Origin of the sequence: Halobellus sp. (assembly GCF_042218505.1) — an archaeon.
Classification (GTDB): domain Archaea; phylum Halobacteriota; class Halobacteria; order Halobacteriales; family Haloferacaceae; genus Haloquadratum.
Genome location: NZ_JBDGQZ010000018.1, coordinates 53,465 through 77,918 on the forward strand (window position 1 = coordinate 53,465; position 24,454 = coordinate 77,918).

The window sequence follows — 24,454 nt, forward strand, 5'->3', positions numbered from 1 at the left end:
GAGACCTGTCTGACGCTCGTCTGACACGACGGGCGGAGAAGTCAGGTCGCTGTGCGGGTCAGTACGACTTCGCGAAGTACGCCGTCTCCTCGGCGTCGGCGTCACAGATCGCGCAGTCCTCGTTGTGGTGGATTTCCGCGTCCTCGTCGTCGAGCGGAACCATCACAATCTCTGCGGCGATCTGCTCTTTGATCTCGTCTTCGCAGGCCTCGTCGCCACACCACGGGGCTTTGACGTAGCCGCCGTGTTGACCGATTGTCCCGAGAATTTCGGCTCTGTCCCCGGCTTCGCGGACGTTGGATTCGAGGTTGTCCTCGGCGGCGGCGTACAGTTTGGCGTACACCTCGTCGAAGTGCGTCGAGACGGTCTCAGCGATGTCTTCGCGGATCTCCTCGGTGGATTCGCCGTCGGGACGGTGCACCAGCGTGACCGTGCCGTCATCGGCCTCGTTGGGGCCGATCTCCATCCGCACGGGGACGCCTTTGAGCTCCCACTCGTTGAACTTGAAGCCCGGATTCCGTTCGTCCCGGTCGTCGAGTTCGACGCGAACTCCTGCGTCTTCGAGGTCCTCGGCGATTCCCTCGGCGTACGAGAGCACTTCGTCCTTCGTGTCGGCCTGCCAAATCGGGACGATCACGAGCTGTTCGGGCGCGATTGCCGGTGGAAGCACCAGTCCCTGATCGTCCGAGTGCGTCATAATCAGCGCGCCGAGTGCTCGCCAGGAGAGCCCCCACGAAGTCGTGTGCGCGATCTGCTCGTCCTCGTCCTCGTCGGTGTAGGTGATGTCGAACGCCTCCGCGAAGGAGGTCCCGAGGTAGTGCGAGGTCGCGCCTTGAACGGACTTTCCGTCCGGCATCAGCGCTTCGACGGTCGTCGTCGTGTCCGCGCCGGGGAACTTGTCGTGTTCCGGTTTCGCCCCGCGGAGCACCGGCATCGCGAGTAGATCCTCGTACGTCTCCTCGTACTGATCGAGTCGGCGAGTGGTTTCTGCCCAGGCGTCATCGCGGGTGGCGTGGGCGGTGTGGCCCTCCTGCCAGAGGAACTCCTTCGTCCGGAAGAACGGCTTTGTCTCCGTCGCCTCCCAGCGCACGACCGACACCCACTGGTTCACTCGAAGTGGCAGATCGCGGTGGCTCCGAACCCACTGGGAGATGTACGGGGTGATGATCGACTCGGAGGTCGGTCGGACCGCCAGCGGCTCTTCGAGTTCCTCCTTGCCGGCGCGCTCGACCCACGCGACCTCGGGGTCGAATCCCTCGACGATGTCTTTCTCCTGTTCGAGGTAGCTCTCGGGGATGAACATCGGGAAGTAGGCGTTCTTGACACCCGTGTTCTTAAACAGCGAATCGAGGTGGCCCTGGAGTCGCTCCCACAGCTCATAGGCGCGAGGGCGCGTGACGATGAACCCGCTCATCCCCTCAGGCGCGTAGTTGGCCAGGTCGGCTTTCTGGACGACCTCGGCGTACCACTCGCCCGTATTGTACTCTTTCGACTCGGTAATCCCGAGTTCCTGCTCGTCGCTCATTACGTATTTCGAACCCCAGGTCGGTCTTAAATCTCCCTGAAGTGGAGAGAGACTACACAGCGGCGCAAGCTAGATGACAGGTGATTGCATAGAAAGAACCAGGGGGAAATATATGCTATCACATATCATAAGACGGCGATCGGATGTCGTATGGTCCGCTGAAGGCGTAGCAGGGGGCGGAACGAACAACGGAGACGACACCGCGTCGGTCGAGACGCGGGTCGAACTGTGGTGCAAGCCGGTCAAGACCGGTGGCCGAAACGAGTTCGAACTCGTCGAAGAGCGATTGCGCGCGCTGTCGGAGGCAGATCACGTGGACACCGTTGCCGTGAAATCTTGGGACCGGTACGGCGACGACGCGGAGGGTCCCGCCGACACGGGGCCCAAACCGACCCTCGAACGATTGCGTCGATACGCGGAGCGCGAGGGCGACGTGGGCGAGGCCGTCGCATCTCGATTCGGGACAGGCGGGCAGGGCCCAGCAAACCCGCGTACGGGCGAGGGGCGTGTTCCGCGAGCCGCGCTCGTCGAGTTCGAAGACGACGCCATCTCCAACGTTATGCTCGCAGACGACTGTGACAGTTGTTTTATCCACCGTCTGGTGCAGATTGCCGAACGGGAACGATCCGACGAAGACGCTGATCTCACTCAGGAGTGATCGCGAAGGGACTCTCGCCCTCGCGCCACTCCCACCCCGGCAGTCGGGTTTGAAACCCCGCTGCCAGTGCCGCATCAAGATCGTCGATGCCGGCGCCGCCCGCGCTGTGGGTCGTCACGTCCGCGAAGTGGAAGGTTGCCTGTGCAAGCAGCGACAGCGGTGTCCCGCCGGCGATCGTCGCCGCGAGTTCTCGACCGAGTACTTCGTCGACGACGAACCCCGGGTAGTCCGCTTCAACGTCTAGTTCCCGGAGAATCGCGACGTAGGCGGCCGCGTTGACAGCCCTGTCACCGTCGGCGAAGACCGCCGTCACCTCTGTATCATACTGTTCGGCTGAAACGTCGCTAACGCCAGTACCGAAAGTCTCCCCGAGTCGTTGTCGCGTCTCATTGATCAGTGGGACGATCTGATCGGCGCGGTCCGCGACCCAGTCGGCTTCGCGGGCGACCCGCTCAACGGTGAGTTTCATACGCCCCGGAAGGCGGCCTGGCATTTCGACTTTGCGAAGGCTTTTATACGACGCCGAAGGTACGAGTTAGCAAGCGGGTTCTCTCTGCCGCTTCGCAGCCAGAATCGCAGAGATCACCGTCCACACGAGGTCTATGCTCTCTCAGGAGATATCGTCGCGATCCATCGTCGACGCTGCACTTGGGCCGTCGCTCTCGCGCTGGAGGAGGAGAACCCCGATCGACCGTCGCGACGCACACGCCACGACGGGACGCTCTCAGGTATGAGCTCAGTAGATACGCAACTCGAGGAGTTGAAAGGGGAAGTCAAATCGGAACTACCAGCCGACATCTCGGTCACGGACGTCACTTACGAGGGGCCGGAACTGGTCATCTACACCCGCGATCCGAAACGATTCGCCCGGAACGGCGACCTCGTCCGCGACCTCGCAGGCACGCTCCGAAAGCGGATCACCGTCCGTCCGGACCCGCGGGCGCTCTCGACGCCCGATCGGGCGAAAGAGCGGATCCGGTCAGTCGTGCCGGATGAGGCTGGCGTCACGGATCTCGATTTCCACGACGACACCGGTGAAGTGGTGATCCAGGCCGAACGGCCCGGAATGGTCATCGGGAGTCACGGAGCGACGCTCAGAGAGATCACCCGCGAGACCGGGTGGACGCCCGAGGTCGTTCGCACACCACCGATCGAGTCCGCGACGGTCTCGAACGTGCGGAACTTTCTGAAACAGGAGCGCGCGGACCGGCGAGAGATCCTCGAACGCGTTGGTCGACAGATCCACCGCGAGCCGCTCAGCAGCGAGGAGTGGGTCCGGATCACCACTCTCGGGTCCTGTCGGGAGGTCGGTCGGTCGTCGTTCATCCTCTCGACCGGGGAAACGCGGGTTCTCGTCGACTGCGGCGACAAGCCTGGCTCCGACGAGGAGCCGTATCTCGACGTCCCGGAGGCGCTCGGCGTGGGCGCGAACTCCATCGACGCCGTCGTGCTCACCCACGCACACCTGGATCATTCTGCGCTTCTCCCTCTGCTCTACGAACACGGCTACGACGGACCGATCTACACCACGGAACCGACCCGGGATCTGCTGGGTCTCCTGACGCTCGATTATATAGAGATGATCGAGAAAGAGGGGCGCAATCCGCCGTACGGCTCCGAGATGGTCCGCGAGGCCATCAAGCACACGATCACTCTGGAGTACGGCGACGTGACCGACATCGCGCCCGACGTCAAACTCACGCTTCACAACGCCGGACACGTCCTGGGCTCTTCGATCGCACACTTCCACATCGGCGACGGCCTCTACAACGTCGCGTTCTCCGGTGACATCCACTACGGGGACACTCGTCTGTTCGACGGAGCGGTCAACGACTTCCCCCGCGTCGAAACGCTCGTCCTCGAATCCACCTATGGCGGCCGCAACGACTACCAGACCGACCGGGAGGACGCCGAACGGAAACTGCTCGACTCGATCACTGAGGTGCACGAGCGCGGCGGTTCAGTCGTCATCCCCACGGCGGCCGCGGGCCAGTCCCAGGAACTGATGCTCGTCCTGGAAGAGGCGATGCGCGAGGGTGAGATCCCCGAGATGCCTGTCCACCTCGACGGGATGATCTGGGAGGCGACCGCCGTCCACACCACGTACCCCGAGTCCCTCCGCGACCGACTCCGGAACCGGATCTTCGACGAGGACGACAATCCCTTCCTGGCCGACATCTTCAACCGCATCGACGGGGGCGACGACGAACGGCGGGACGTGGCCGAAGGCGAGTCGTCAATCGTGCTCTCGACCACCGAGATGGTCTCACGCGGCCCGATCCAGTCGTGGCTCCGCTACCTCAGCGACGACAGCGACTCCTCGCTCCTGTTCGTCGGCTACCAGGCCCCAGGGACGCTCGGGCACCAGATCCAGAACGGCCGCCGAGAACTCCAACTCACACGGGGCGGGGTGGGCCGCCCGGAGACGGTCGATCTGTCGATGGACGTCGAGACTGTCGCCGGCCTCTCCGGCCACGCCGACCGACAGGGACTCGAGAACTTCGTGAAGACGATGAACCCCCGTCCGGAAAAGATCCTGTGCGTCCACGGCGAGGAACGCGCCGTGCAGGACCTCTCGTCGGGCCTGTATCACGACCACCACCTGCGGACGTTCGCGCCGAAGAACCTCGAGACGTTCCGGTTCAGGTGAGGGCTCGACTCCGGCACTGCGCCGGTGACGAACCTTCTTGTCCGAGCGCGCTCACACGACAGTATGCGAATCGCGCTGATCGCTCACGACGAGAAGAAGCCGGACATCATCGACTTCGTCGAAGATCGCCTGACAGACCTCGAGGCGATGGAAATTATGGCGACCGGCACGACCGGCAAACGAATCCAGGAGGCCACGGGCTTGGACGTCGATCGCAAGCAGTCTGGGCCGATCGGCGGTGATATGCAGATCGGCGCGGAGATCGCCGATGGTCACTGCGACGGGGTCGTGTTCCTCCGGGATCCGCTGACTGCACAACCGCACGAACCCGACATCACCGCGCTCCTCCGAATCTGTGACGTTCACGACGTCCCGCTGGCGACTAACCTCGCCAGTGCCGACGCTGTCCTCGACGAACTGGTCCGGCAGATGTGAGAGATTCTCAACATTGAGAACCGAACCGCGGGACTTAATCGCAGACCGGCGGAACGGAGCAGTATGTCTCCGTCGAAGGCGCCAGACGGTGTCGGTCGGGCCCTCACGGTTCTTTCAGCCCTCGCGTTGGTGTCTGCGCTCGCCCTCGCTGGAACACCTGTGGCCGCGGCCCAGTCCGGTGGCGATAGGTCGGATACGGCGGATGAGGACGCGCGGCGGTGCTTCCCGCCGGACGGGTACGACCTCACAATCGGCGACGGGAACCCCCACATCAACGTCTCAATCCACACGTCGCTTTTTACTTCGCCCGCACCGCCGAGTGCTCTCGGCCTGTCAGCGCGCGGCGTTGCGCTCGACGCCGACATCGTCGAACTGCGAACTGGCGTCCTCTTCGAGGCCGACCAGCAGAACGTGTCGGCCAGCGCCGTCTGGGACTCATTCGTGATACTCTTCGACTATCGACTCTCCCTGCCGATGTTCGCCGACTCCTTCGACGACTCGACGTACGAACCGACTGGCGGTCCCGTCTCCGGTGTCGAGACCCGCACCTGTCAACGCTGACCTGAGCCGATCCGCTCGATTGCTCCCGACTCTCTACGATGTCCGAGACACCCCCAGCGGTTTCCGACAGTCCTGACAGAGAAAGAGATCGCGGCTCTCATAGAGGTGTAACGACCCGTCGTCGTCGGCTTCGACCTCCGGGACACCCTCTCTGACTTCGAGTTCGTCCGTCGAATCGATGCTCGTCCCGCATTCCGGACAGGTAACTTCGTCTGACATACACTACCACAGACACCGGATTCGAGTATAAACGCACCTTGCGTCTGCAATCGTATCACACACCGTTTCCGTTCCGTACAGACGCGCTAGCCATCGGCGCCTCATCGTCGGTGGGTCTGGCTGTTGTTCTCCTCTACCCGCAAGCGAAATCAAAAGCGGCGTCCAGAGAACGCTCACTCCTCTGCAGCACCTTTCGATGGGTCGACTACCGCTCCACTCTCGGGGGAGACCCCGACGCGGTCACAATGGTCGTAGAGCGGGCACGCCTCGGGATCGTCCAGACAGGCGGGCTCCCGTGCCGAGCAGAACTCCCGACCGAACTGGATCATCGCCGTATGACCGAAGCCGCACTTCTCGCCCGGGATGTCGGCTTCCAGGTGTTCTCGCACGGCTTCGTGGTCGGCGTCGGCGGGAGCGAGTCCCATCCGGCGGGCGATCCGGTGGACGTGCGTGTCGACAGGGAAGACGCCGTCACGACCCCCAGCGAACAGCAGCACACAGTCTGCGGTCTTGGGACCGACGCCGTGGATGTCGAGCAACGCCTCGCGAACCGCCGTTGCCGGCTCTTCTCTGACGAACGCACCGAACTCGTCCGCGCCGCCGTACTCGTCACAGATTCGCTCGGCCGCACCGATAATCATCGACGATTTCTGGTTGTAGAGGCCCGCCGAAGAGATCGTCTCGGCGAGGGCTGACTGTTCGGCACTCGCGAGCGCGGCCGCCAGGTCGTGATCGGCGTCCGAATCGTCGGCGCCATATCGCTCCATCAGCGCGTCGTGGGCCGGCTGGCTCGCCACGTCGCTGGTGTTCTGTGAGAGGATCGTCCGCACCAGCGACTCGAAGGCGTTCGTGCCGCCGTAGGTCTTCTGCCAGTAGCGCTCGCCAAGATCATTGACGACTGCCTCGGCGCGGGTTTCCGCCTCGCTGGTAGTGAACCTCGCGGCGGTGGAGGCTGTCTCGCCTCCACTGATGTTCTCCTGCGGTTCTTCAGGCATACCGACCGGTAGTCACCGGTGGCAAAAAAGCCGTCTGGCCCCGGGACCCACTTACCGGTCGCGCTGGTCAGTCCCCGTCTTCGACGTCGAGTTCCAGTCGGAGGTCCGCCCCGTCCGCGAGGGCCGCGACGAGTTCCCGATCGAAGTCGGCGGCGGCGGCGTCGGCGCCGACGAGAATCGTCCGATTGTCGACGTACTCCGAGGTCCGGCCGACGTGGCTTCGGTCGTTCTCGAACGAGAGGTCCGGGTCGCCGCGGCCGGTGACCGTCTCGACGTGGGTGTCGCCGTCGGCGGTGGTGACAGTGATCGTGGCGGTGATCGTGGCCTCAGGGTCGCGGCAGGCCGCAACGAACGCGGGGTCGAAGTCCGCGGGCACGCGGTCTGCTTCGACGGCCAGAATGCAGTCGCCGGCCGGCGTCAGCCAGTCGTCGCTGGTCACCTCGAACGTGCTCCCGTGCTCCGCAGATACGTGTTCGTGCCCGCACGCGCGGATGATTTCGCGCATAGGTTTTCTGATGAATGACAGCGTAAGTCACGCTCGATTCCCGGCTCTGTGTGCGAATTGTTACCACCCTCTTTTATATACTAGCCACGATTGCTGATAACCACTCACAAGGCCCTGTATGGGGTGTGAGAGCGGTTTTCAGGCGTTCTGACCACCGGTAGATTTATATCCGGTAGCCAGCAATATGAAAACACCAGAGCGCCTCCGGCGTTCCGGCGGCACAGCACGCAGAATGATCGGGAATTCTTATCCACGGTCGGCAGCGCTCGACGAGCAGCCGCCACGGTCCGGAGCGGTGATGGTATCGAGGATTGATTACGTATGGTGACGAAGCAAGACGTTCTTCAGGAATACGACGTACAGGAACTCAAAGAAACGGATAACATCGAGCTTACCGATGAGAAGCTCGAAAGCGGCTCGAAAGGCCAACTCATCAAGGTGGCCGGCCAGCTCCGAGACCGACGAAACGAACTCAACCAGATGGCCTCCGAACGCGCCTCCGAGCGCGACGACCTGAACGCGAAGACACGTGAGAAGGTCGACGAGGCGCAGGAGCACCGCGAGCAGCGCGACGAGCTCAACGAGCAGGTCCAAGAGCACAAAGAGAGCCGGAACGAGCTCAACGCGAAGGCCAACGAACTGTTCGACAAAGTCGAGCAGATGAAAGAGGACCTCGAGCTCGACGACGGCAAAGACATCGAAGAGCTCGAAGAGGAGATCGAGCAACTCGAATTCCGCCAGCAGACAGAGGTACTCTCGACGGAAGACGAGCGCGAACTCATCGAGAAGATCGAGGACAAGCGCGAAGAACTCCGTCAGAAGAAAGAAAAAGTCGAGGACAGCGGTGAACTCGAAGCGCTCATCGAGGAGGCCGAAGAGGTCCGTTCGGAAGCGTCTCAACACCACCAGAAGGTGACCGAACTCGCCGACGAGGCTCAGGAGCACCACAATCAGATGATCGAGGCCTACCGGGAGGCCGACGACATCCGTGACGAGGCCGACGCGATGCACGAGCTGTTCGTCGAGGCCCAGGAGGCTGCCGACCGCCACCACGAGGACTTCGTCCGCGTTCAAAAGCGGCTGCGCGAGCTCGACAAGCAGGAAGAGCAGGAGCGCGAGGACGAGCGTGAGGAGGAGCGCGAAGCCGCCAAGGAAGAGGCCGAGGAGATCTACCAGAAATTCAAGGAAGGCGAGACCCTCGACACCGAGGATCTGATGAAGCTCCAGAAGACGGGGCTGCTCTAAACGCCGGAGACGCCCGAAATCGGTGATAGACCGGTTTCAACGCACTCTCTATCGGTTCTTTTTACGCCGCTCGCGGTGAGTTGCGACGGCGCCTACGGCGACCGGGAGGATTTTAACCGAATATACCGTTCGCACAACCGTGACCACGCTTGTCCTCTGTGTGGACCGCTCGAACGATATCGGGCGCGCGGCGGGGATAGAACTCCCTGTGGTTGGTTGGGAAGCCGTCAAGTCGCTCGTCACCGACGTCGGCCTCGCGGACCCGGAGGACTCGAGCGTGAACTGCCTGTTGGAGGCGCTCCGCGTTGCGCGCGACCTCCGTGACGAATGCGAAGAGACGATCGTCGCCGTCGTCGCCGGTGGGAGCGACTCGCTGGTCGGGGCGGATCGGATCCTGTCCGCTCAACTCGACGAGCTCATCGAGGACCACGACCTCGACTCGGCCGTCGTGGTCCTGGATTCGGCCAGCGACGAGCGAGTCGTTCCCGTTGTCGAGAGTCGGCTCCGCGTCGACTCGGTCGACCGCGTGGTGGTGCGGCAGGCTCACGACATCGAATCCACGTACTACCTGCTCAAGCAGTTTCTCGCCGACGAGGAGTTACGGACCACCGTTCTCGTCCCGCTGGGCGCGACGCTGCTCCTGTTACCGATCCTGCTCACGTTCTTCTCGACAGGCTTTGCGCTCGCCGGACTCGCGGGCGTTCTGGGTGCGGCGCTACTGTACAAGGGACTCGCAATCGACGAGTACCTCTCTGAGGTCCCCGAGCGGGTGCGCGACGCGCTCTACTCCGGGCGGGTATCAGTCGTCACCTACGCGGTCAGTCTCGGCCTCGGTCTGGTCGGAATCTTCCTGGGTGCGCTCTCGGTCACGCCACAGGTCGGCCCCGAATCGGTCGTCATCCGCACAATGCAGTTCACCTACAGTGCCGTTCCGTGGCTCGCGCTGGCCGCACTGACCGGAAGCGCCGGTCGATTACTCGACGAACTCATCGGCTCAGACGGGGTGAGTACGCCCTACCTGAATCTTCCCTTCGGTGTCGTTTCGCTCGGATTGGTTGTCCGCGGGTTCGCCGGGTGGTTCCTGCAGCGGGAGCGCGCGCTACCGAGTCCACAACTGTTCGGCTACCTCGTGACGCCCCGGCAGCGACTCGCGGCGTTCATTATTGCCGGCATCGTCGTGAGTGTCGTCGGCGTTCGCATCGCTGCCAGCGTGAACGGCGAGTCGATCGACGACGTCGTGCAGTGAATGTCACCCGCGTTGCGACACAGTCAGAAGATTTGTCGGCGTGCCGCTATACCGTGCCCGAACGGTACTCACCGTGCTTGACACCGATCGCGACGCAGATTAGGCCGAAAATCAACATCGAAGGTGTCACCATCATCAGTACTGTTCCCATCGCCATCACGCCGGAGCCGATCAGCACCGCGGTTCCAGCGGCGACGAGCGCGACGAGGAGACCGGCCGTCGTCCCGAGTGTGAAGTCCATACGGGTACTCGTTGGGTCCCGGAGGACAAGTCGGTTACCCTCTTCGTCTTTGGCCGTCCACCTGCCCCCGACCCGTCACCACGGGGAGAAGCCCGGATCGACCGTCCGTTCGGTCCGGTCGATGGCGTCGATCGCGGCTACGTCCGACGCGTCGAGTTCGAGTCCGATTGACGCGAGGTTGTCGAGCAGGTGGTCTTCGCCGGTCGCCTTCGGGATTGCCGATACGCCCTTCTCGCGGAGCCAGGCCAGCGACACCTGAGCGGGACTGGCGTCGTGCTTCTCGGCGATTTGAGCGATCTCGGGGACCTCGAACACCCTGCCGCGAGCGAGCGGCGAATACGCAACCACCTCGACGTCGCGCTCCGCACAGTGATGGCGGAGTTCCTTCTGCGGCAGCAACGGGTGGAGTTCGATCTGGTTCGCAAAGACGGGTGCGTCGGCGTGTTCGACCGCCTCATCGACGTGCTCCGGCAGGAAGTTGCTGATACCGAGGCGGTCGATTTTCCCCGCCTCGACAAGTTCGTCGAGCGCCCGGAAGGTCTCTGCAGGGTCGTACGTCCGCGACGGCCAGTGGACATACACGAGGTCGAAGGACTCGACACCCAGGCGTTCGAGGCTCGCCTCGGTCGATTCGAGTATGTCGTGATACCCAAGATTGTCGATCCACACCTTCGTCGCGAGGAAAACTTCCTCGCGGTCGACGTCGGCGGCGGCGAGGCCCTGTCCGACGGCGCGCTCGTTACCGTAGGCCTGTGCGGTGTCGATGTGACGGTATCCCGCTTCGAGCGCGGTCTTCACCGTGTTCGCACAGGCGGCTGGATCGTCGTTCTGCCACGTTCCGAGCCCGAAAATCGGCATTCCGTCGGTGCGTTCGACGCGCCGCTGTTCGTGATAATCCACGCTTGATGGAGGTTCGTCGTGCCGTTATGCGTTTGGAAAGCGGCGTACCACGTCACTCGGCGAGCCGCTGCTTGGCGAACCGAGCGAGAAGCGGCGCGTCGTCGAGATGGACGAGTTTCGAGAGCCCCCGAATGCTACCGTCGTTGGCGTCGCTGAGCGTATCGATGCCCATCTCGTTCAGATCGCTCATCAGGCGATCGTAGCGTTCGTTCGGTGCGAGATACAGCAACTGCGTCATCGTCAACCGCGTTCGCATATCCGGAGCGACCCGGGCGTGCCACAGGTCGTCGTAGATGGCCATCGCGTCCGCGGAGGTGTCCTGCTGTGACCCCATCAGGCAGCGATCAGCCGTGATGGCGGCGGCGCGCGCAGACTCCATACACTTGTGGATGCCTTCGCCCCACAGCGGGTCGATGGTCGGCACGGTGTCGCCGATGGCTATAAACCCGCCCGTGCTGAGTTCGTCCGGCATCTGGATGTGTGCGCTCCCCCGGTGCTGCTGTTTGTCCGTGAGGCGCTGTGCGTCGGCGAATCGGGGATCGGTCTCCAGCCAGTGGTTGAGATGGTCGTCGATGCTCTTGGAGGTGTCACCGTACTCCTGGTAACTCTCGTTCTGGATGTAGCACAGGCCCACTTTGGCGGTGTCGTCGCCGGTGTGGAAGATCCACGAGTATCCGCCCGGTGCGTACTCGTGATCGAGGCGCAGCATCATCGTGTCCGTGAGATCCGCGTAGCCGGGGTGGTTCATATCGATTCCCTCCATCTCCCACTCGATGCCGACGGCCTGGTTCCTCCGCTCGAGGTCGCAGACCCCGAGTTTCTTCGCGAGTGGTGCCGCCGGTCCGGTGGCGTCTACGACGATATCGGCGTACACCTCTTTGTCACCCGCGTACTGGACGCCGACGGCGTCGCCGTTCTCGACGATTGGGTTGTTCACTCGGGCGTCGAAGCGATACTCCGCGCCGTGCTCTCGTCCCTCCGCGACCAGCCACCGCTTGAAGTCGGCGAACTCGAGAACCGCACCCGGTTGCTGCTGCACGAAGTGTTCGTTGGGGGATTCGAGGACGACCTCGTCGGTGTAGTTCATCACGACGTCGTCTGGGACGCCGAACGCGCCCGTCATCGACGCGAACGTTCCCGCCGTCGACTTGTTCGATTGCCTCGGGAACTGGTCTTCCGGTTCGGCTTCCAGCACGAGTACGTCGTACTCGCGCTGTGCGAGGTCGCGCGCGCACTGTGCTCCAGCCGGGCCTGCCCCGGCAACGACGACATCGTAGTTCTCAGACATATGATGTTTCCGTAGTGTACGTTGGCCGCAGACACCGGTGTGCCGGTGCCGTGGTCGCACGGACGCCGTACTGCGCGTTATGGCTCGCCCGCCCGCACTCTCGATTGATTCTCGCGGCGTCCGCAATCACTGTTATTACATATAATCGGCGCGCGGGTAAAAAACGCGCCGGAACGTTCCTGACGCCCACGAAAGGGCGGAATACCGCGGTGGATAGATTCGGACTCCCCGAGCGCCGTCCACGCTCCGACTGCCGGCGGTGTCAGGGAACGCAGTCCCCCACTATTTCTTGTCATCGTGCCTTCATTTGGTCGTCGATTTTAGTCCGCTCACAGACATCGGCAGCCGTGACAGGGCGTGTCCGCGTCGAGAACCACCGCGGAAAGACAGGAGATTCTGTGTAAGCAGTCCCGGTTATACCGAGGAAGGATCAGTACTCGTGACTCCCGCGCTGAGCCGACGGCGAATCGCGGGGACGACTGTGGCATCGATCGAGAACCGCCCGCCCCCGGTGACCATCAGCGCCGATGAGAGCCCGAAGAGCGTGATGTGCGCCAAGACTGGATCGTCCGGGAGGCCGAACAGCGTCGTCGTCAGGATGAGGAACGCGGCGGCGGCGGCCCCGCGGGTCAGCGTGCCGGTGAGGAGGAGCACGCCGACCGCAGCCTCGGTGAGGCCGGCACCGAACACCCACAGCTCCGGTGAGACGGGAACGACCGCCGTGAGATCGTACTTCGTGACGACGGCAGCCGCCTGTGTCGGTTGCAGCCACTTCTGGACTACCCCCAGGTAGATGAAGTTCGCCCCTAAGAACGCTCTGATCGAGAGCGGTGCCGCTGCCTTCGTGAGGCCGATTGCTGACAGCAGATCTTCAGGTTTCGGAAGGCCTTGGAACCGACTGAGGATGGTCCCCTCGGTCGCCACCATCCGCCGAAGCATCATATCGGCGCTCGGCTGGCCGGGACCGACGATGAAGATCCCGAGAAACCCGGCGACGTACTCGCCGGCCAGAAGCAGTTCCGGAAACTGTCCCGAGAGCGCCCACCCGTACGTCAGGAGGCCGGCCAAGGCGGTCAGTCGCGTCGCGAGTCCGAAGAGCAACAGGAATCCGATGCCGACCTGTAGCAATCGCGCGCTTGCCGGGACGCTCGGGGAGAACAGGTACCCGGCGAACCCCGCCCCCACGAGCGGCAGACCGATCGAGAGCCGGAGCATCCAGGGCAGGTACGGTCGGTACGACGCGAGTGTCCGCCGCGCCACTTCAATGTCCTGTAGCGACCCGGAGAACCGGAGGTATCCCAGAGTCGCCGCCACGACGGCGATACCGCCGCCGCCGAGCAGAGCCAGCGCGAGCGGTGACGAAAACACCGCCGCAAACAGTTCTCCCACCGTGCCGGGGGTGGTTTCCTCGGTAACGTAATCGACATGTGCGACAGCAGACCCGGTCGCCGCGAGGAATAGTGCGGACGCACCCACGACCCAGCGGAACGTTCGACGCATCATAAGGTCGCTACGTGTCGAGTCATAAAAAGACGGGTGGCGGAATACTACACATTATTCCGTCAACCGGTCGCCGAACGGGAAGCCGGTCGGCCTGCGGTCCGAGCGGCCTCGATCAGTAGAACTCTCGAACCAGGTCCATCGCGCCCTCAGGGGCGCCCTCATCGATCTGGGACATATCGGCGTCGACGTGGTGCTTTTCGCTGTACGGGATCGACTGCTCGCTCTGCCAGATGACGCCCTGATACTCCTTGCTGGCGTCGAGAATTTTCTCTTTGGCGGCGTCGTAGTCCGTTCGGTCGTGGCCCTCCTCGGCGACGTCGACGAGGTTGTCCCGGAAGTAGTCGTAGGTGTCGACGTCGTTGAACGTCACACAGGGGCTGAACACGTTGACGAAACCGAATCCGTCGTGTTCGATCGCTTCCTGAACGATCTCGGCGTGCCGCTGGGCGTCCGTCGAGAACGATTGCGCGATGAACGTCGCGCCCGATGCGAGCGCGAGCGCAAGCGGGTTGACGGGCGGTTGCTGGGGGCCCTCGGGCGTCGTCGACGTCTCGAAGTCCTTTCGCGAGGTCGGCGAGGCCTGTCCCTTGGTCAGGCCGTAGATCCGGTTGTCCATCACGATGTACGACATATCAACATTCCGCCGAACGGCGTGGACGAAGTGGCCCGCACCGATAGAGTACCCGTCGCCGTCACCGCCAGCGACCATCACTTCCAACTCGGGGTTCGCGAGTTTGACACCCGTCCCGACCGGGAGCGCACGCCCGTGCACGCCGTGGAGCGCGTAGGAGCGCATATACGTCCCGATCTTGCCGGAACAGCCGATCCCGGCAACGATGAATGTGTTGTCGGGATCGTTGCCCGTGTTGGCGAGCGCTTTCATCATCCCGTTCATCGTCCCGAAGTCACCGCAGCCGGGACACCACGTCGGTTGCTTGTCGGATTTGAAGTCTGTGAATCGAACGTCTGAGCTCATTGAGGAACCTCCTGCAGGGCGGCGTGGATTTGATCTGCGAGTTCGTCCGCCTTGAACCGCACGCCGTCGTACTTGTTCACGCGGTCGACGCGCGAGAGCGTGTCGTGTTCGACCACGTCGGCGAACTGACCGGTAGCGTTACACTCGACGACGATCACTTTCTCAGCGGATTCGACCGCGCTACTCAGATCCGGCCGCGGGTACAGGTACGGCACCGAGAGGAAGCGCACGTCGACGCCCTCCGCTTCGAGAAGTTCGATCGCCTCCTCCATTGCGCCCTCGTTAGATCCCCACGAGATGACGAGGTTCGACGACTCGGGGTCACCGAACTCCCGTGGGGACCAGTCTTCGACCTCGCGGGCGGTGTCGACCTTCTGCGTGCGCTTGTCCACCTGTTCGACCCGCATCCCGGTGTCTTCGGTCCGGCGGCCGAGTTCGTCGTGTTCGAGGCCCGTCGACATATGCGCGCCCTCGGTCGTCCCGGGGAACGCTCGCGGCGAGACGCCGTCGTCGGTGATCGCGTGCGGTTTGAACTGGCCCTTTTCATTCTGCCACTCCTCGATTGCCTCCTCATCGACGACCTTACCGCGGTCGATCTCTACCTCGTCCATATCGAACGCCTCAGGGGGGAACGTCTGTTCGGTGACCGCCATCGAGAGGTCGGCGGCGATGTAGACCGGCGTCTGGTACTTCTCAGCGAGGTTGAACGCCTCAACCGTCTTCCAGAAGCACTCCGAGATCGTCGTCGGCCCGAGGACGAACCGCGGGATCTCCCCGTGGCCACCGTAGAGCATCATATTCAGATCCCCCTGTTCCTGTTTCGTCGGCATCCCCGTCGAAGGACCCGAACGCATCACGTCGACCACGACCAGCGGCGTCTCGCTCGTCGCAACGAGGCCGAACGTCTCGGCCATCAGATCGATACCGGGGCCGGACGTCGCCGTCATCGATCGCGCACCGGCCCGTGCCGCGCCGAGCGCGATGTTGATCGCCGACAACTCGTCCTCGGCCTGGAGGACGTGGCCACCGAACCGCTCGATACGACCCGTCAGGTACTCCATCACGTCCGTCGCGGGCGTGATCGGATAGCCGGCATAGAACTTACAGCCAGCGGCGATTGCACCCATCCCGATGGCCTCGTCACCATTCAGGAGGACGTAGTCCGAGTCCGTCGTCTCGAGGTTGTACTCGAATTCGTGCGAGTACTCGGTCGCGACGTAGTCCTGACCCTTCCGGGCGGCGTCTTTGTTGTTCTCGACGAGCGCCTTACCCTTCGAACCGAAGCGTTTCTCTAGCGCGCTATCCAAGTTCTCGATCGGGAAGTTTGCGACCTCACAGGCCGAGCCGAGCGCGACGACGTTGCGCATAATTGCGCCGCCAGCCTCCTCGGCGAGTCGTTTCAGGGGCACGTCCAGTCCGGTCATCCCTTCGGGAATCTCGACGTTCTCCATTGTCGTGCGCTCGCCGTCGTAGATGATCACGGAGCCGTCGTGAAGTTCGTCGAGATTCTCCTCGATCGTGCGCGGGGTCAACGCGATCAGAACGTCGAGCCGGTCGACGACGCTCTGGACTTGGTCCACGGCGGTCCGGACTTTGTACGCCGTGTACCCGCCACGGATCCGGGACGCGAAGTCCTTCGACGTGAACACGTGCCGCCCGGCGCGGGAGAGTGCCTGGGCAAAGATTTTTCCCGTCGAGTCGATGCCATCGCCGGCTTCTCCGCCGATGGCCCAGTTGAAGTCCGCAGGCATGTGGCTTAGGATTTACTTTGGCCGTAAGAAAAACCTTCTGAAAGCCCTTGAAAAAGGAAACGGCCTGAACCGGTAGAAATTATCTGTATGTCCAGTTTGTTCCGGGCTATCCCCGATTTAAATATTATTTTTTGCTACTGTTGGCAATATATATGTTCAAATGTTTTTTCCGGTAGTGACGGGGTCACAGAACCTCCCGACCACTAGCGATGCGCTTTTTTCCGTGTCAGTGGCGGCGTTCAGTCTGGAAGGCAAAGGCCTTCTCTGCGGAACCATTACCATCTGTATGGACGCAACTGTCGCTGTCAGTGCGGTCCGCGACGTTGGACCCGACACGATTGCTCTCGAACTGGAGTCGCCCGACGGGTTCGAAGCCCAACCAGGGCAGTTCGTGAAACTTCTGGGGACGGTCGACGGCGAGGAGTACGCTCGGTTCTACACGCTCTCGTCGCCGTCTGTCGAGGGCACCTTCGAGGTCACGGTCGGTGTCGATCCCGACGAGGCGGGCCCGTTCAGTCGGTTTCTTCTCGCGCTCGATCCCGGTGACACGCTCGACATCTCCGGGCCGTTCGGACGGAGTTTCTACGACGGCGAGTCACGGGCGGTTGTGCTCGCTGGTGGGCCCGGTGTTGGGCCCGCCGTCGGTATCGCCGAGGCGGCACTCGCCGACGGGAATGAAGCCGCGATTGTCTACCAGTCTGATGCGCCCGCGCACGAGGAACGCTTGAGCGCCCTCCGTGATGCCGGGGTGCCGGCCTCGGTCACGGCTGGCGACATTACCGGGGCAGTAAGCGACGCTGTCACTGGCGAGGCGGACGAGCAGATCTTCGTCTACGGCTTCGCCGAGTTCGTCGACGACGCGACGGTCGCCCTCGAAGCCGCCAACATCGACGCCGACACGGCCAAGTTCGAGAACTTCGGCTGATTGCGCGGGGAACTGGGAGTGGCCGGCGAGGCGTAACTCTTCTCTCACTCTCCTCTACGGTTGTCGACTACGGGCCACACCCGCCAGATGGCGATTACGAGGCTCGAAAGCCACCAGAGGCCGAGTCCACCGGCATTCGCAAGCGGATTACCTGCGGTGACCGTCGTCCCACCCAGCACCCCGACGACTGTAGAGAGAACGAGGCCGCGGAATGCGCTGTTCGGACTCAGTGCGAGGAGCGCCGACAGTCCACGTTCCGGGATGACGCCGGCCGCGAGACCGGTCACGAGCGCGGTGTCGATGCCGAGTACGAGCGCCGCTGCCAGTGCCGCCGCCAACGCGAAGGCTGTCCGGACGGTTCGAGCAGCCGCGGAGATTGCAACGGTCGCACCGAGAACGGTGAGCGTGAAGCCGGCGGCCAGCGCGACGAACCGGACGTACCGGACACCCGAATCCGCTGCGGCGTTAATCGCCAGGAACGTCGGAATGTCCGCGGTCAGAAACGGGACTAGGAGGCCGACGGCGAGGAGCGTCCCGACGACCAGGCTCACGAGCGCCAGCGCGCGGCCGAGGTAGACGCCGCCGACGTAGGCCGTCCGCGACACGTCGAAGGTACGCAGCACATCGAGTTCCCCGGTCTCACGGTCACCGAGAATCGAGCGGTATCCGAAGGCGACGGCGAGAAGCGGAATCAGCACCTCGACGAACGTGAGGAGATCCAGCGTCAGCGGCACGAACCCGCCCCCGCCGCCCGTCCCTGCCCGGGCGACGCCGAAGACGCTGACGACGAACGCCGCCGAGAGGGCGAGCAACGCTGGCGTCCGCGCGATAGTGCGGAGTTCGCGGGTCGCGACCACCAAGAGGTCCGAACCGGCTTGATCGACGCTGTCGAATACGCCCGCCGCCGTCTGACCCTCGACGAGTCCACCCGTTGCCCGCTCAGGCGCTGCTTCCTGGCCGCCGTCACCCATCGTGCGTCACCTCCCCATCGCGACCGACACCGGCGCTGATTGTCGATACTGCGCCCTCCGGTCTGACGATTTCGAGGAACGCCGCAGAGAACGATTCCGTTCCTGTCTGCTCTAAGAGTGCCTGCGGTGGACCGCGCCGCACGAAATCGCCCTCACTGAGGACGTGGACCGTATCAGTGTGCGCTTCAACGGCCGGCAGTTCGTGAGAGGCGACGGCAACGCCCGTCCCGTCCGCCGCGAGGTCGCCGACGACCCCGAACAGGCGCTCGACCATCGCAGGGTCGAGTCCGCTTCCCGGTTCGTCGAGAATCAACACGGCAGGGTCTCCCAACACCGCTTCCCCGAGGCCGAGTAGGCGGGTCATCCCACCCGAGAGCGAACCGACCGCGCGGTCGCCAACCCCGGCGAGTCCGACGCGGTCCAGCGTCGCGTCGACGTCGTCTTCGTCGACACCATCGAGGAACGATGCGTAGAACTCGAGCGTGTCCCGGGCAGTGAACCCGCTCCGGAACGCCGGCCGTTGCGGGAGGTATCCGAGGTTTCGCGCGCCGCCTCTTTCCGGGACCGCGACAGTGCCGCCGTCAGCAGGACTGACGCCGGCGAGAATCCGCAAGAGCGTCGATTTTCCGGAACCGTTCGGGCCGACGATGGCCGCGATTTCGCCGCGGTCGACCGTCAGGTCGACGCCAGACAACACTTCGACGTCACCAAATGCCTGATCGATGCCCGCCGCGCGCAGTGCCATCGGCGGCGATTCGTCGTCGCTCACGCCGAGACACCCCCGGCGGTCGAACTGGTAGCAACCACGCGCCCGACCGTTTGATTCGTCGGGTCAGTTCCGTTGCGAACCGAGTTGAGTACCGCCGGATGGAACGGGCGCGTTCGGGCGTGGGTGTCGACGACGCCAGACTGTCTGAGGCCGGAGACTGCGCCCTGCACCCGCCTGAGTGTCACGGATGCTGGTGACTGTGCGAGCGTCGTCGCGCCACCGACGGCACCGATCCGACTATCGACCGTCCCCGTCGGTCGGTATGGACGGTCGTAGACGCCGTTATCGTCGCCGTCAGCGATCGGTAACGCTCCCCAGTAGTTGCCGACGCCACCGTGGGACCACGTCCGGAACGGGCCGATGTCGGACGTGACGGCGCGGTCGTTGGCGGCGAAGTCATTGCGGATCACCCAGTTCGCCGGAAGAATCTCGTTGGCCCGCGCCCCCACGCGATTGTCGACGACGACGTTCCCGACGAAGGCGTTACGATCGCCGGCGATGCCGATCCCGTAGTCGTTGTCGACAACGACGTTGCGGGCGTAGTACGACCCGCCGCCGGCGGGGATGACCCCGTACGTGCTCTGTCGAACGTCGTTGGATACCACAATGTTGTCGGTTGGTCGCGTCATCACGATGATGCCGGTCTGGGCGTTCCTGACGGTGTTATTCGCGACAAGCGAATCGGAGGTGTACATCTCGTGGACGCCATACCGGCCGGGATCCGCGTAGTTGTCGCGGATCACGCTCCCGTCCGCGCGGTGCGTGTACACGCCGTCTCGACCGCCGCGGAACGTCGAATCCTCGACCACGCTCGGCGCGCCGATGAGGACAACGCTCATAAAGCCCTCTCGAGCGGTTTCGGCGCCTCGCACCGTGAGTCCCGTGAGGACGGAGTCGGAACTGTCGCGGACGATCACGCCGCTCGCGGGCGTGGTTATCCTGACGCCTGCGACCGACGCCCCGGTCGCCCCGTCGAGGACGATTCCCGCATCACCGTAGCCGTACGCCAACTGGACCGTCGTGTCCCAGTCCACCGATTCGTTGCGGCGCTCGCGACCGCGACTGCCCACGTTTCCAACCCCAGTGACGCTGAGGTCAACGACGGACGCACCGTCTGCCTGCACCACGACGACGCTCCCATTGCCGTCGCCACGAATCGTCGTCCCGTCGCCGGTATGGAGACTCGGGCCGGCGCCGGCGAGCGTCACAGATCGGTTGAGGACGATCCGGTCTACCTCGTACGTCCCCTCGGGGACGTAAACTGTCGTGTCCGGTGGGGCGGCCGCGACTCCGGCCTCGATTGTCGGCGCAGTCTGCGCATCGTTCGGCGCTGGCCCTGAAGCCTGTGTAGACTCGTTGCCGACGACGACGCTCACGGGTCGATCACGTCTCGCTGCGGCCGCTTCCGCCGTCCGAGTTGCCCACGCGTGCCGTTCGTCGATCGACCGTTCGAAGGCACGCAGTTTGGCCGGGAGCGGATCGCCAGCGCGAGCGGTGACCGTGGCCCAGTCTACCACCCGGCCACCGTGGGCGGCAGCAAATTGTTCTGCATCTTCCGGGTCGGAGAAGGGCAGAACGATCGGACCGGAGGGGATACGCGCGTCGCTGTCGATCACGAAGTGTGCGCTCTCGACGGGTGTCCATCCGACGGCTTGTCCACGTTCGGGGACGACGTACCCGTCGTCGGTCACCGTCGGGGATATGGTGGAAAAGTCGGAGACGTAGACGGCCAGTGGGTCGCCGAACTGCCGTCGAGCGCTCTGGTCACCGAGTTCGCTCGCTGCCGTCTCGATGCCGACGTAACCGACCACGTAGCGATACCCCGAGTAGAACACCTCCGCACGGGGCAGTAGGAACCCTTCGGCTTCCGCCCTGCGGGTGTCGACGCCCGTTCCGCCCATACTCACGGTGTCTTCAAAGGTGACTGGATTGAGCGATTCGCTACCGACCGGAGTCAAGGCGAACGAGACGCTGGCGACGACGAGCACGACGCCGACCCCGATTGTCAGCCACGCCGTCCCGGTCGGGGAGAGCAGCGCCATTACTTCCCGAGTCCCGCGACGACTTCGGGAGTGACGCCGTCGTGGGTCGTGAGCGACCCCCCGTGGTCGGACTTGAACGACTCTGCGTCGCTGCGCTCGCCGAATGCAATCAGATCACGGCCCATCGTTCCCTTCACCTCGCTGTCGACGACGTAGGTCACCTCGCTCGTCGCGACGAACGACGACGCCTCGTAGTGTCGGGAAATGAACGTGTCGCCGCCGTCCTCGAACGTCCCGTACTCGACGGTCGAGTAGTCCGTCACGTAGAACGCCACATCGTGCCACCCCTGCTCGTCGCGCTGGAATTCGTACCGGTACGCCTCCCAAGTGCTGTCGAACCGCGCGGGGTTCTCGTGACCACTCGGTTGCTCGTCGGCGTAGAAGATCTCGGTGGTCGGACCTGGGTGTTGACGAATCGTCATCCCGCAGACGTCGCAGGTCGCCCCCTGCGGGATCGTGATCGCGGCTGGCGTGTCGCTGTCACCACTGCCATCACCCGATTCGCCTCCGCCGAGACACCCACCCAGCGCCAGCGTCGTCGCGCCTGCCCCAGCGAGGAGTACCCGACGCCGATAGGTGGAGGGCCAACCGTCGCTCCGGTTGTCACTCGGGAAGTGTGTCCGCTTCATACGTGTCGCTATTGCTCCGACCGATATAATAACGTGGGCGATTCCAGTCAGTTGAGAACAGTTCAAATAACGGCAGATAATAGCTAATACTGTATCTATAGTAGCGTTTGCAAGTCTTCGCTCACTCGATCGCACGACTGCGTGCGATCAGTTGCAAACGCTACTATAATTCGTCGATAAATAGTGGTGAGAAAATTATATAAAACAATTTGGGGTCGTGGAGGATCGACTTGCTTGTGTATTCGCCGAGGTACCTGTGGCCGGGCGTAACCGGACCGACCGCCCGGCCGCAGGTCGGCGGTGGCGGGAGGATTTATATCGGGTCCTTCGAATGTTATGAACGTATATGACCGACGACGGAGAACCTGATCTCGAAGCACGACTCGTCGAACAGGAGACGTTCGAACCCCCGGCTTCGTTCGTCGAACAGGCGAACGTCGCCGACGAGTCGATCTACGAGGAGTTCGAGGAAGACTGGCCCCACGCCTGGACGCAGGCGGCCGATATGCTCGATTGGGACTCGGCGTACAGCGAGGTCCTCGACGAGTCCGAGGGCCCGTTTTACGAGTGGTTCGCCGACGGCACCCTCAACGCTTCGTACAACTGCGTCGATCGACACGTGGAGAACGGCGACAAGAACCGCGCAGCGATCCAGTGGGAGGGCGAACACGGCGAAACTCGGACCTACACTTATCAGGACCTCTACCGCGAGGTCAACGAGTTCGCTGCGGCACTGCGGGACCTCGGCGTCGAGGAAGACGACGTTGTCACGCTCTATATGCCGATGGTGCCCGAACTCCCGATCGCGATGCTCGCGTGTGCACGCATCGGCGCGCCGCACTCGGTCGTCTTCGCCGGCTTCTCGGCGGACGCGCTCGCGACTCGGATGAACGCTGCGGACTCCCGATATCTCATCACGTGCGACGGCTACTACCGTCGCGGGGAGCCGCTCGATCATCTCCAGAAAGCCAACGACGGGCTGTCGAGCGTTGAACACGGGGTCGATGCGACGGTCGTCGTCGACCGCCTGGGCGAGGACGGTTTCGGACACGACCTCAAAGGCAACCAACACGACTGGGACGGCCTGGTAGAAGCGCATCAGAGTGCCCGCGTTGAACCCGTCGAACGGAACGCCGAGGATATGCTCTTCCTGATGTACACTTCGGGCACGACGGGTCAGCCGAAGGGTGTCAAGCACACCACCGGCGGCTACCTCGCGTACACGACGTGGACGTCTCACGCCGTCCTCGACCTCGAACCCGAGGATACCTACTGGTGCTCTGCTGACATTGGGTGGATTACGGGCCACTCCTACATCGTCTACGGTCCACTCTCGCTCGGGACGACGACCGTAATGTACGAGGGGACACCCGACTTCCCCGAACGCGACCGCCTGTGGGAACTGGTCGAGAAGTACGCCGTGGACGTCTTTTACACCGCACCGACGGCGGTCCGGGCGTTTATGAAGTGGGGTTCGCAGTTTCCCGAGAGACACGACCTCTCCAGTCTCCGACTGCTGGGGACGGTCGGCGAACCGATCAATCCCCGCGCCTGGAAGTGGTACTACAAGCACATCGGCAACGAGGAGTGCCCGATTGTCGACACCTGGTGGCAGACTGAGACCGGTGGGATGATGATCACAACCCTACCGGGCATCAACACGATGAAACCGGGGTCGGCGGGGCCGCCGCTCCCGGGTATCGACGCGCGCGTCGTCGACGCCACGGGTGAGGAGATCGAGGCCGGGCACGCGGGCTACCTCACGGTGAGCAGGCCGTGGCCGGGGATGCTCCGAACGCTGTACCAGAACGACGAGCGGTTCATCGAGGAGTACTGGAACGAGTACTCAGACCCGGACGCCGACAGGTGGGTGTACTTCCCCGAGGACGGCGCGAAGATCGACGACGACGGGTACATCACGATTCTCGGCCGCGTCGACGACGTGCTCAACGTCTCCGGTCACCGGCTGGGAACGATGGAGATCGAATCCGCCATCGTCGGCGTCGAGGGCGTCGCCGAAGCGGCTGTCGTCGGCGGCGACCACGAGGTCACCGGCGAAGCCGTCTACGCGTACGTCATCCTCGAAGACGGCTACGAGGGGACCGGCGAGATGCACGATGCGATCGTCGAAGGCGTCAACGAGGCCATCGGGCCGATCGCGAAGCCTGAGAGGGTGATCTTCACGCCCGAACTCCCGAAGACGCGCTCGGGCAAAATTATGCGTCGCCTGCTCGAGGAGATTGCCAACGGCGAGGAACTCGGCGACACGACGACGCTGCGGAACCCCGACATCGTCGAGGACATCCAGGTGAAGGTTCAGGACTGAGTCGCCCCGCGCCCTCGCTGGCAACGGGTTTTGGCCCCAGCCGTTGCTATCGGTCGGCCTCTCTCGGTTCGGCTATTCGTCGGAGAATGCCTCT

23 protein-coding genes are annotated in these 24,454 nt (G+C 63.5%); 8 read left to right on the plus strand and 15 right to left on the minus strand.

Annotated elements, in window-relative coordinates; all coding sequences use genetic code 11:
- Positions 1 to 58 precede the first annotated feature (58 nt).
- A complete protein-coding gene (gene proS, locus ABEI27_RS05935) occupies positions 59 to 1,525 on the minus strand; it encodes a proline--tRNA ligase (RefSeq protein WP_375798488.1) in 1,467 nt (488 codons plus the stop codon).
- A gap of 112 nt (positions 1,526 to 1,637) precedes the next feature.
- Between proS and ABEI27_RS05940 the strand changes: the two genes are divergently transcribed.
- A complete protein-coding gene (locus ABEI27_RS05940) occupies positions 1,638 to 2,183 on the plus strand; it encodes an HTH domain-containing protein (protein WP_375798489.1) in 546 nt (181 codons plus the stop codon).
- Here ABEI27_RS05940 and ABEI27_RS05945 read toward each other — a convergent pair.
- Complete coding sequence (locus ABEI27_RS05945) at positions 2,170 to 2,652, minus strand: hypothetical protein (RefSeq protein ID WP_375798490.1); 483 nt, start codon at positions 2,650 to 2,652, stop codon at positions 2,170 to 2,172. The two genes, ABEI27_RS05940 and ABEI27_RS05945, sit on opposite strands and share 14 nt — an antisense overlap.
- Positions 2,653 to 2,913: 261 nt before the next feature.
- On the opposite strand from ABEI27_RS05945, the gene ABEI27_RS05950 reads away from it, so the two are divergent.
- The 3 genes from ABEI27_RS05950 to ABEI27_RS05960 all read left to right on the plus strand — a co-directional run bounded on the left by ABEI27_RS05950 (position 2,914) and on the right by ABEI27_RS05960 (position 5,829).
- Positions 2,914 to 4,833, plus strand: coding sequence for a beta-CASP ribonuclease aCPSF1 (locus tag ABEI27_RS05950; protein ID WP_375798491.1), 1,920 nt, complete (start codon positions 2,914 to 2,916; stop codon positions 4,831 to 4,833).
- Positions 4,834 to 4,896: 63 nt separating this feature from the next.
- Positions 4,897 to 5,268 (plus strand): methylglyoxal synthase, encoded by a 372-nt coding sequence (locus ABEI27_RS05955; RefSeq protein ID WP_375798492.1) that lies wholly within the window; start codon positions 4,897 to 4,899, stop codon positions 5,266 to 5,268.
- A 63-nt stretch (positions 5,269 to 5,331) separates the two neighbouring features.
- Positions 5,332 to 5,829, plus strand: a complete 498-nt coding sequence (locus tag ABEI27_RS05960) for a hypothetical protein (RefSeq protein WP_375798493.1) — start codon at positions 5,332 to 5,334, stop codon at positions 5,827 to 5,829.
- 33 nt (positions 5,830 to 5,862) lie between these two features.
- On the opposite strand, the gene ABEI27_RS05965 is transcribed toward ABEI27_RS05960, so the two are convergent.
- From ABEI27_RS05965 to ABEI27_RS05975, 3 genes are all read right to left on the minus strand, one after another.
- The gene (locus ABEI27_RS05965; RefSeq protein ID WP_375798494.1) at positions 5,863 to 6,048 is read right to left on the minus strand and encodes a hypothetical protein; all 186 of its coding nucleotides are present in this window, start codon (positions 6,046 to 6,048) and stop codon (positions 5,863 to 5,865) included.
- Between the two features lie 173 nt (positions 6,049 to 6,221).
- A complete protein-coding gene (nth, locus tag ABEI27_RS05970) occupies positions 6,222 to 7,043 on the minus strand; it encodes an endonuclease III domain-containing protein (protein WP_375798495.1) in 822 nt (273 codons plus the stop codon).
- Positions 7,044 to 7,110: 67 nt separating this feature from the next.
- Positions 7,111 to 7,548 (minus strand): DUF371 domain-containing protein, encoded by a 438-nt coding sequence (locus tag ABEI27_RS05975; RefSeq protein WP_375798496.1) that lies wholly within the window; start codon positions 7,546 to 7,548, stop codon positions 7,111 to 7,113.
- A 321-nt stretch (positions 7,549 to 7,869) separates the two neighbouring features.
- Here ABEI27_RS05975 and ABEI27_RS05980 point away from each other — a divergent pair, with 321 nt between their 5' ends.
- Positions 7,870 to 8,793 carry a coiled-coil protein gene (locus ABEI27_RS05980; protein ID WP_375798497.1) on the plus strand — a complete coding sequence of 308 codons (924 nt, stop codon included), beginning with the start codon at positions 7,870 to 7,872 and terminating at the stop codon, positions 8,791 to 8,793.
- 139 nt (positions 8,794 to 8,932) lie between these two features.
- Positions 8,933 to 10,039: a DUF373 family protein gene (locus ABEI27_RS05985; RefSeq protein ID WP_375798498.1), complete on the plus strand. Its 1,107-nt coding sequence runs from the start codon at positions 8,933 to 8,935 to the stop codon at positions 10,037 to 10,039.
- 46 nt (positions 10,040 to 10,085) lie between these two features.
- On the opposite strand, the gene ABEI27_RS05990 is transcribed toward ABEI27_RS05985, so the two are convergent.
- The 6 genes from ABEI27_RS05990 to ABEI27_RS06015 form a co-directional block, all read right to left on the minus strand.
- Positions 10,086 to 10,280 (minus strand): hypothetical protein, encoded by a 195-nt coding sequence (locus tag ABEI27_RS05990; protein WP_375798499.1) that lies wholly within the window; start codon positions 10,278 to 10,280, stop codon positions 10,086 to 10,088.
- Between the two features lie 75 nt (positions 10,281 to 10,355).
- Positions 10,356 to 11,138 (minus strand): aldo/keto reductase, encoded by a 783-nt coding sequence (locus ABEI27_RS05995; RefSeq protein WP_375798573.1) that lies wholly within the window; start codon positions 11,136 to 11,138, stop codon positions 10,356 to 10,358.
- 94 nt (positions 11,139 to 11,232) lie between these two features.
- Positions 11,233 to 12,468, minus strand: coding sequence for a digeranylgeranylglycerophospholipid reductase (locus tag ABEI27_RS06000; protein ID WP_375798500.1), 1,236 nt, complete (start codon positions 12,466 to 12,468; stop codon positions 11,233 to 11,235).
- Positions 12,469 to 12,882: 414 nt separating this feature from the next.
- On the minus strand, positions 12,883 to 13,968 hold the full coding sequence (locus ABEI27_RS06005; RefSeq protein ID WP_375798501.1) for a DoxX family protein: 1,086 nt from the start codon (positions 13,966 to 13,968) through the stop codon (positions 12,883 to 12,885).
- Positions 13,969 to 14,083: 115 nt separating this feature from the next.
- Positions 14,084 to 14,947, minus strand: a complete 864-nt coding sequence (locus ABEI27_RS06010) for a 2-oxoacid:ferredoxin oxidoreductase subunit beta (RefSeq protein WP_375798502.1) — start codon at positions 14,945 to 14,947, stop codon at positions 14,084 to 14,086.
- The gene (locus tag ABEI27_RS06015) at positions 14,944 to 16,698 is read right to left on the minus strand and encodes a 2-oxoacid:acceptor oxidoreductase subunit alpha (RefSeq protein WP_375798503.1); all 1,755 of its coding nucleotides are present in this window, start codon (positions 16,696 to 16,698) and stop codon (positions 14,944 to 14,946) included. Before ABEI27_RS06015 ends, ABEI27_RS06010 begins: the two co-directional genes overlap by 4 nt.
- Positions 16,699 to 16,984: 286 nt before the next feature.
- On the opposite strand from ABEI27_RS06015, the gene ABEI27_RS06020 reads away from it, so the two are divergent.
- Positions 16,985 to 17,623 carry an FAD-dependent oxidoreductase gene (locus ABEI27_RS06020; protein ID WP_375798504.1) on the plus strand — a complete coding sequence of 213 codons (639 nt, stop codon included), beginning with the start codon at positions 16,985 to 16,987 and terminating at the stop codon, positions 17,621 to 17,623.
- A gap of 44 nt (positions 17,624 to 17,667) precedes the next feature.
- Here ABEI27_RS06020 and ABEI27_RS06025 read toward each other — a convergent pair whose 3' ends face one another.
- The 4 genes from ABEI27_RS06025 to ABEI27_RS06040 are packed head-to-tail and all read right to left on the minus strand — an operon-like array spanning position 17,668 to position 22,034.
- Complete coding sequence (locus tag ABEI27_RS06025) at positions 17,668 to 18,594, minus strand: ABC transporter permease (RefSeq protein ID WP_375798505.1); 927 nt, start codon at positions 18,592 to 18,594, stop codon at positions 17,668 to 17,670.
- Positions 18,587 to 19,363, minus strand: coding sequence for an ABC transporter ATP-binding protein (locus tag ABEI27_RS06030; RefSeq protein WP_375798506.1), 777 nt, complete (start codon positions 19,361 to 19,363; stop codon positions 18,587 to 18,589). The genes ABEI27_RS06025 and ABEI27_RS06030 overlap by 8 nt, the downstream gene beginning before the upstream one ends.
- Entirely contained in the window at positions 19,360 to 21,405 is a 2,046-nt protein-coding gene (locus ABEI27_RS06035; RefSeq protein ID WP_375798507.1) for a NosD domain-containing protein, read from the minus strand. Before ABEI27_RS06035 ends, ABEI27_RS06030 begins: the two co-directional genes overlap by 4 nt.
- Positions 21,405 to 22,034: a nitrous oxide reductase accessory protein NosL gene (locus ABEI27_RS06040; protein WP_375798508.1), complete on the minus strand. Its 630-nt coding sequence runs from the start codon at positions 22,032 to 22,034 to the stop codon at positions 21,405 to 21,407. Before ABEI27_RS06040 ends, ABEI27_RS06035 begins: the two co-directional genes overlap by 1 nt.
- A 346-nt stretch (positions 22,035 to 22,380) precedes the next feature.
- On the opposite strand from ABEI27_RS06040, the gene acs reads away from it, so the two are divergent.
- Complete coding sequence (acs, locus tag ABEI27_RS06045; protein ID WP_375798509.1) at positions 22,381 to 24,360, plus strand: acetate--CoA ligase; 1,980 nt, start codon at positions 22,381 to 22,383, stop codon at positions 24,358 to 24,360.
- Positions 24,361 to 24,454: the final 94 nt, after the last annotated feature.

Bases quoted from the DNA above. Each gene is read 5' to 3' on its own strand.
- proS (WP_375798488.1), bottom strand. From the start codon at position 1,525: ATGAGCGACGAGCAGGAACTCGGGATTACCGAGTCGAAAGAGTACAAT.
- ABEI27_RS05940 (WP_375798489.1), top strand. From the start codon at position 1,638: ATGCTATCACATATCATAAGACGGCGATCGGATGTCGTATGGTCCGCT.
- ABEI27_RS05945 (WP_375798490.1), bottom strand. From the start codon at position 2,652: ATGAAACTCACCGTTGAGCGGGTCGCCCGCGAAGCCGACTGGGTCGCG.
- ABEI27_RS05950 (WP_375798491.1), top strand. From the start codon at position 2,914: ATGAGCTCAGTAGATACGCAACTCGAGGAGTTGAAAGGGGAAGTCAAA.
- ABEI27_RS05955 (WP_375798492.1), top strand. From the start codon at position 4,897: ATGCGAATCGCGCTGATCGCTCACGACGAGAAGAAGCCGGACATCATC.
- ABEI27_RS05960 (WP_375798493.1), top strand. From the start codon at position 5,332: ATGTCTCCGTCGAAGGCGCCAGACGGTGTCGGTCGGGCCCTCACGGTT.
- ABEI27_RS05965 (WP_375798494.1), bottom strand. From the start codon at position 6,048: ATGTCAGACGAAGTTACCTGTCCGGAATGCGGGACGAGCATCGATTCG.
- nth (WP_375798495.1), bottom strand. From the start codon at position 7,043: ATGCCTGAAGAACCGCAGGAGAACATCAGTGGAGGCGAGACAGCCTCC.
- ABEI27_RS05975 (WP_375798496.1), bottom strand. From the start codon at position 7,548: ATGCGCGAAATCATCCGCGCGTGCGGGCACGAACACGTATCTGCGGAG.
- ABEI27_RS05980 (WP_375798497.1), top strand. From the start codon at position 7,870: ATGGTGACGAAGCAAGACGTTCTTCAGGAATACGACGTACAGGAACTC.
- ABEI27_RS05990 (WP_375798499.1), bottom strand. From the start codon at position 10,280: ATGGACTTCACACTCGGGACGACGGCCGGTCTCCTCGTCGCGCTCGTC.
- ABEI27_RS05995 (WP_375798573.1), bottom strand. From the start codon at position 11,138: ATGCCGATTTTCGGGCTCGGAACGTGGCAGAACGACGATCCAGCCGCC.
- ABEI27_RS06000 (WP_375798500.1), bottom strand. From the start codon at position 12,468: ATGTCTGAGAACTACGATGTCGTCGTTGCCGGGGCAGGCCCGGCTGGA.
- ABEI27_RS06005 (WP_375798501.1), bottom strand. From the start codon at position 13,968: ATGCGTCGAACGTTCCGCTGGGTCGTGGGTGCGTCCGCACTATTCCTC.
- ABEI27_RS06010 (WP_375798502.1), bottom strand. From the start codon at position 14,947: ATGAGCTCAGACGTTCGATTCACAGACTTCAAATCCGACAAGCAACCG.
- ABEI27_RS06015 (WP_375798503.1), bottom strand. From the start codon at position 16,698: ATGCCTGCGGACTTCAACTGGGCCATCGGCGGAGAAGCCGGCGATGGC.
- ABEI27_RS06020 (WP_375798504.1), top strand. From the start codon at position 16,985: ATGGACGCAACTGTCGCTGTCAGTGCGGTCCGCGACGTTGGACCCGAC.
- ABEI27_RS06025 (WP_375798505.1), bottom strand. From the start codon at position 18,594: ATGGGTGACGGCGGCCAGGAAGCAGCGCCTGAGCGGGCAACGGGTGGA.
- ABEI27_RS06035 (WP_375798507.1), bottom strand. From the start codon at position 21,405: ATGGCGCTGCTCTCCCCGACCGGGACGGCGTGGCTGACAATCGGGGTC.
- ABEI27_RS06040 (WP_375798508.1), bottom strand. From the start codon at position 22,034: ATGAAGCGGACACACTTCCCGAGTGACAACCGGAGCGACGGTTGGCCC.
- acs (WP_375798509.1), top strand. From the start codon at position 22,381: ATGACCGACGACGGAGAACCTGATCTCGAAGCACGACTCGTCGAACAG.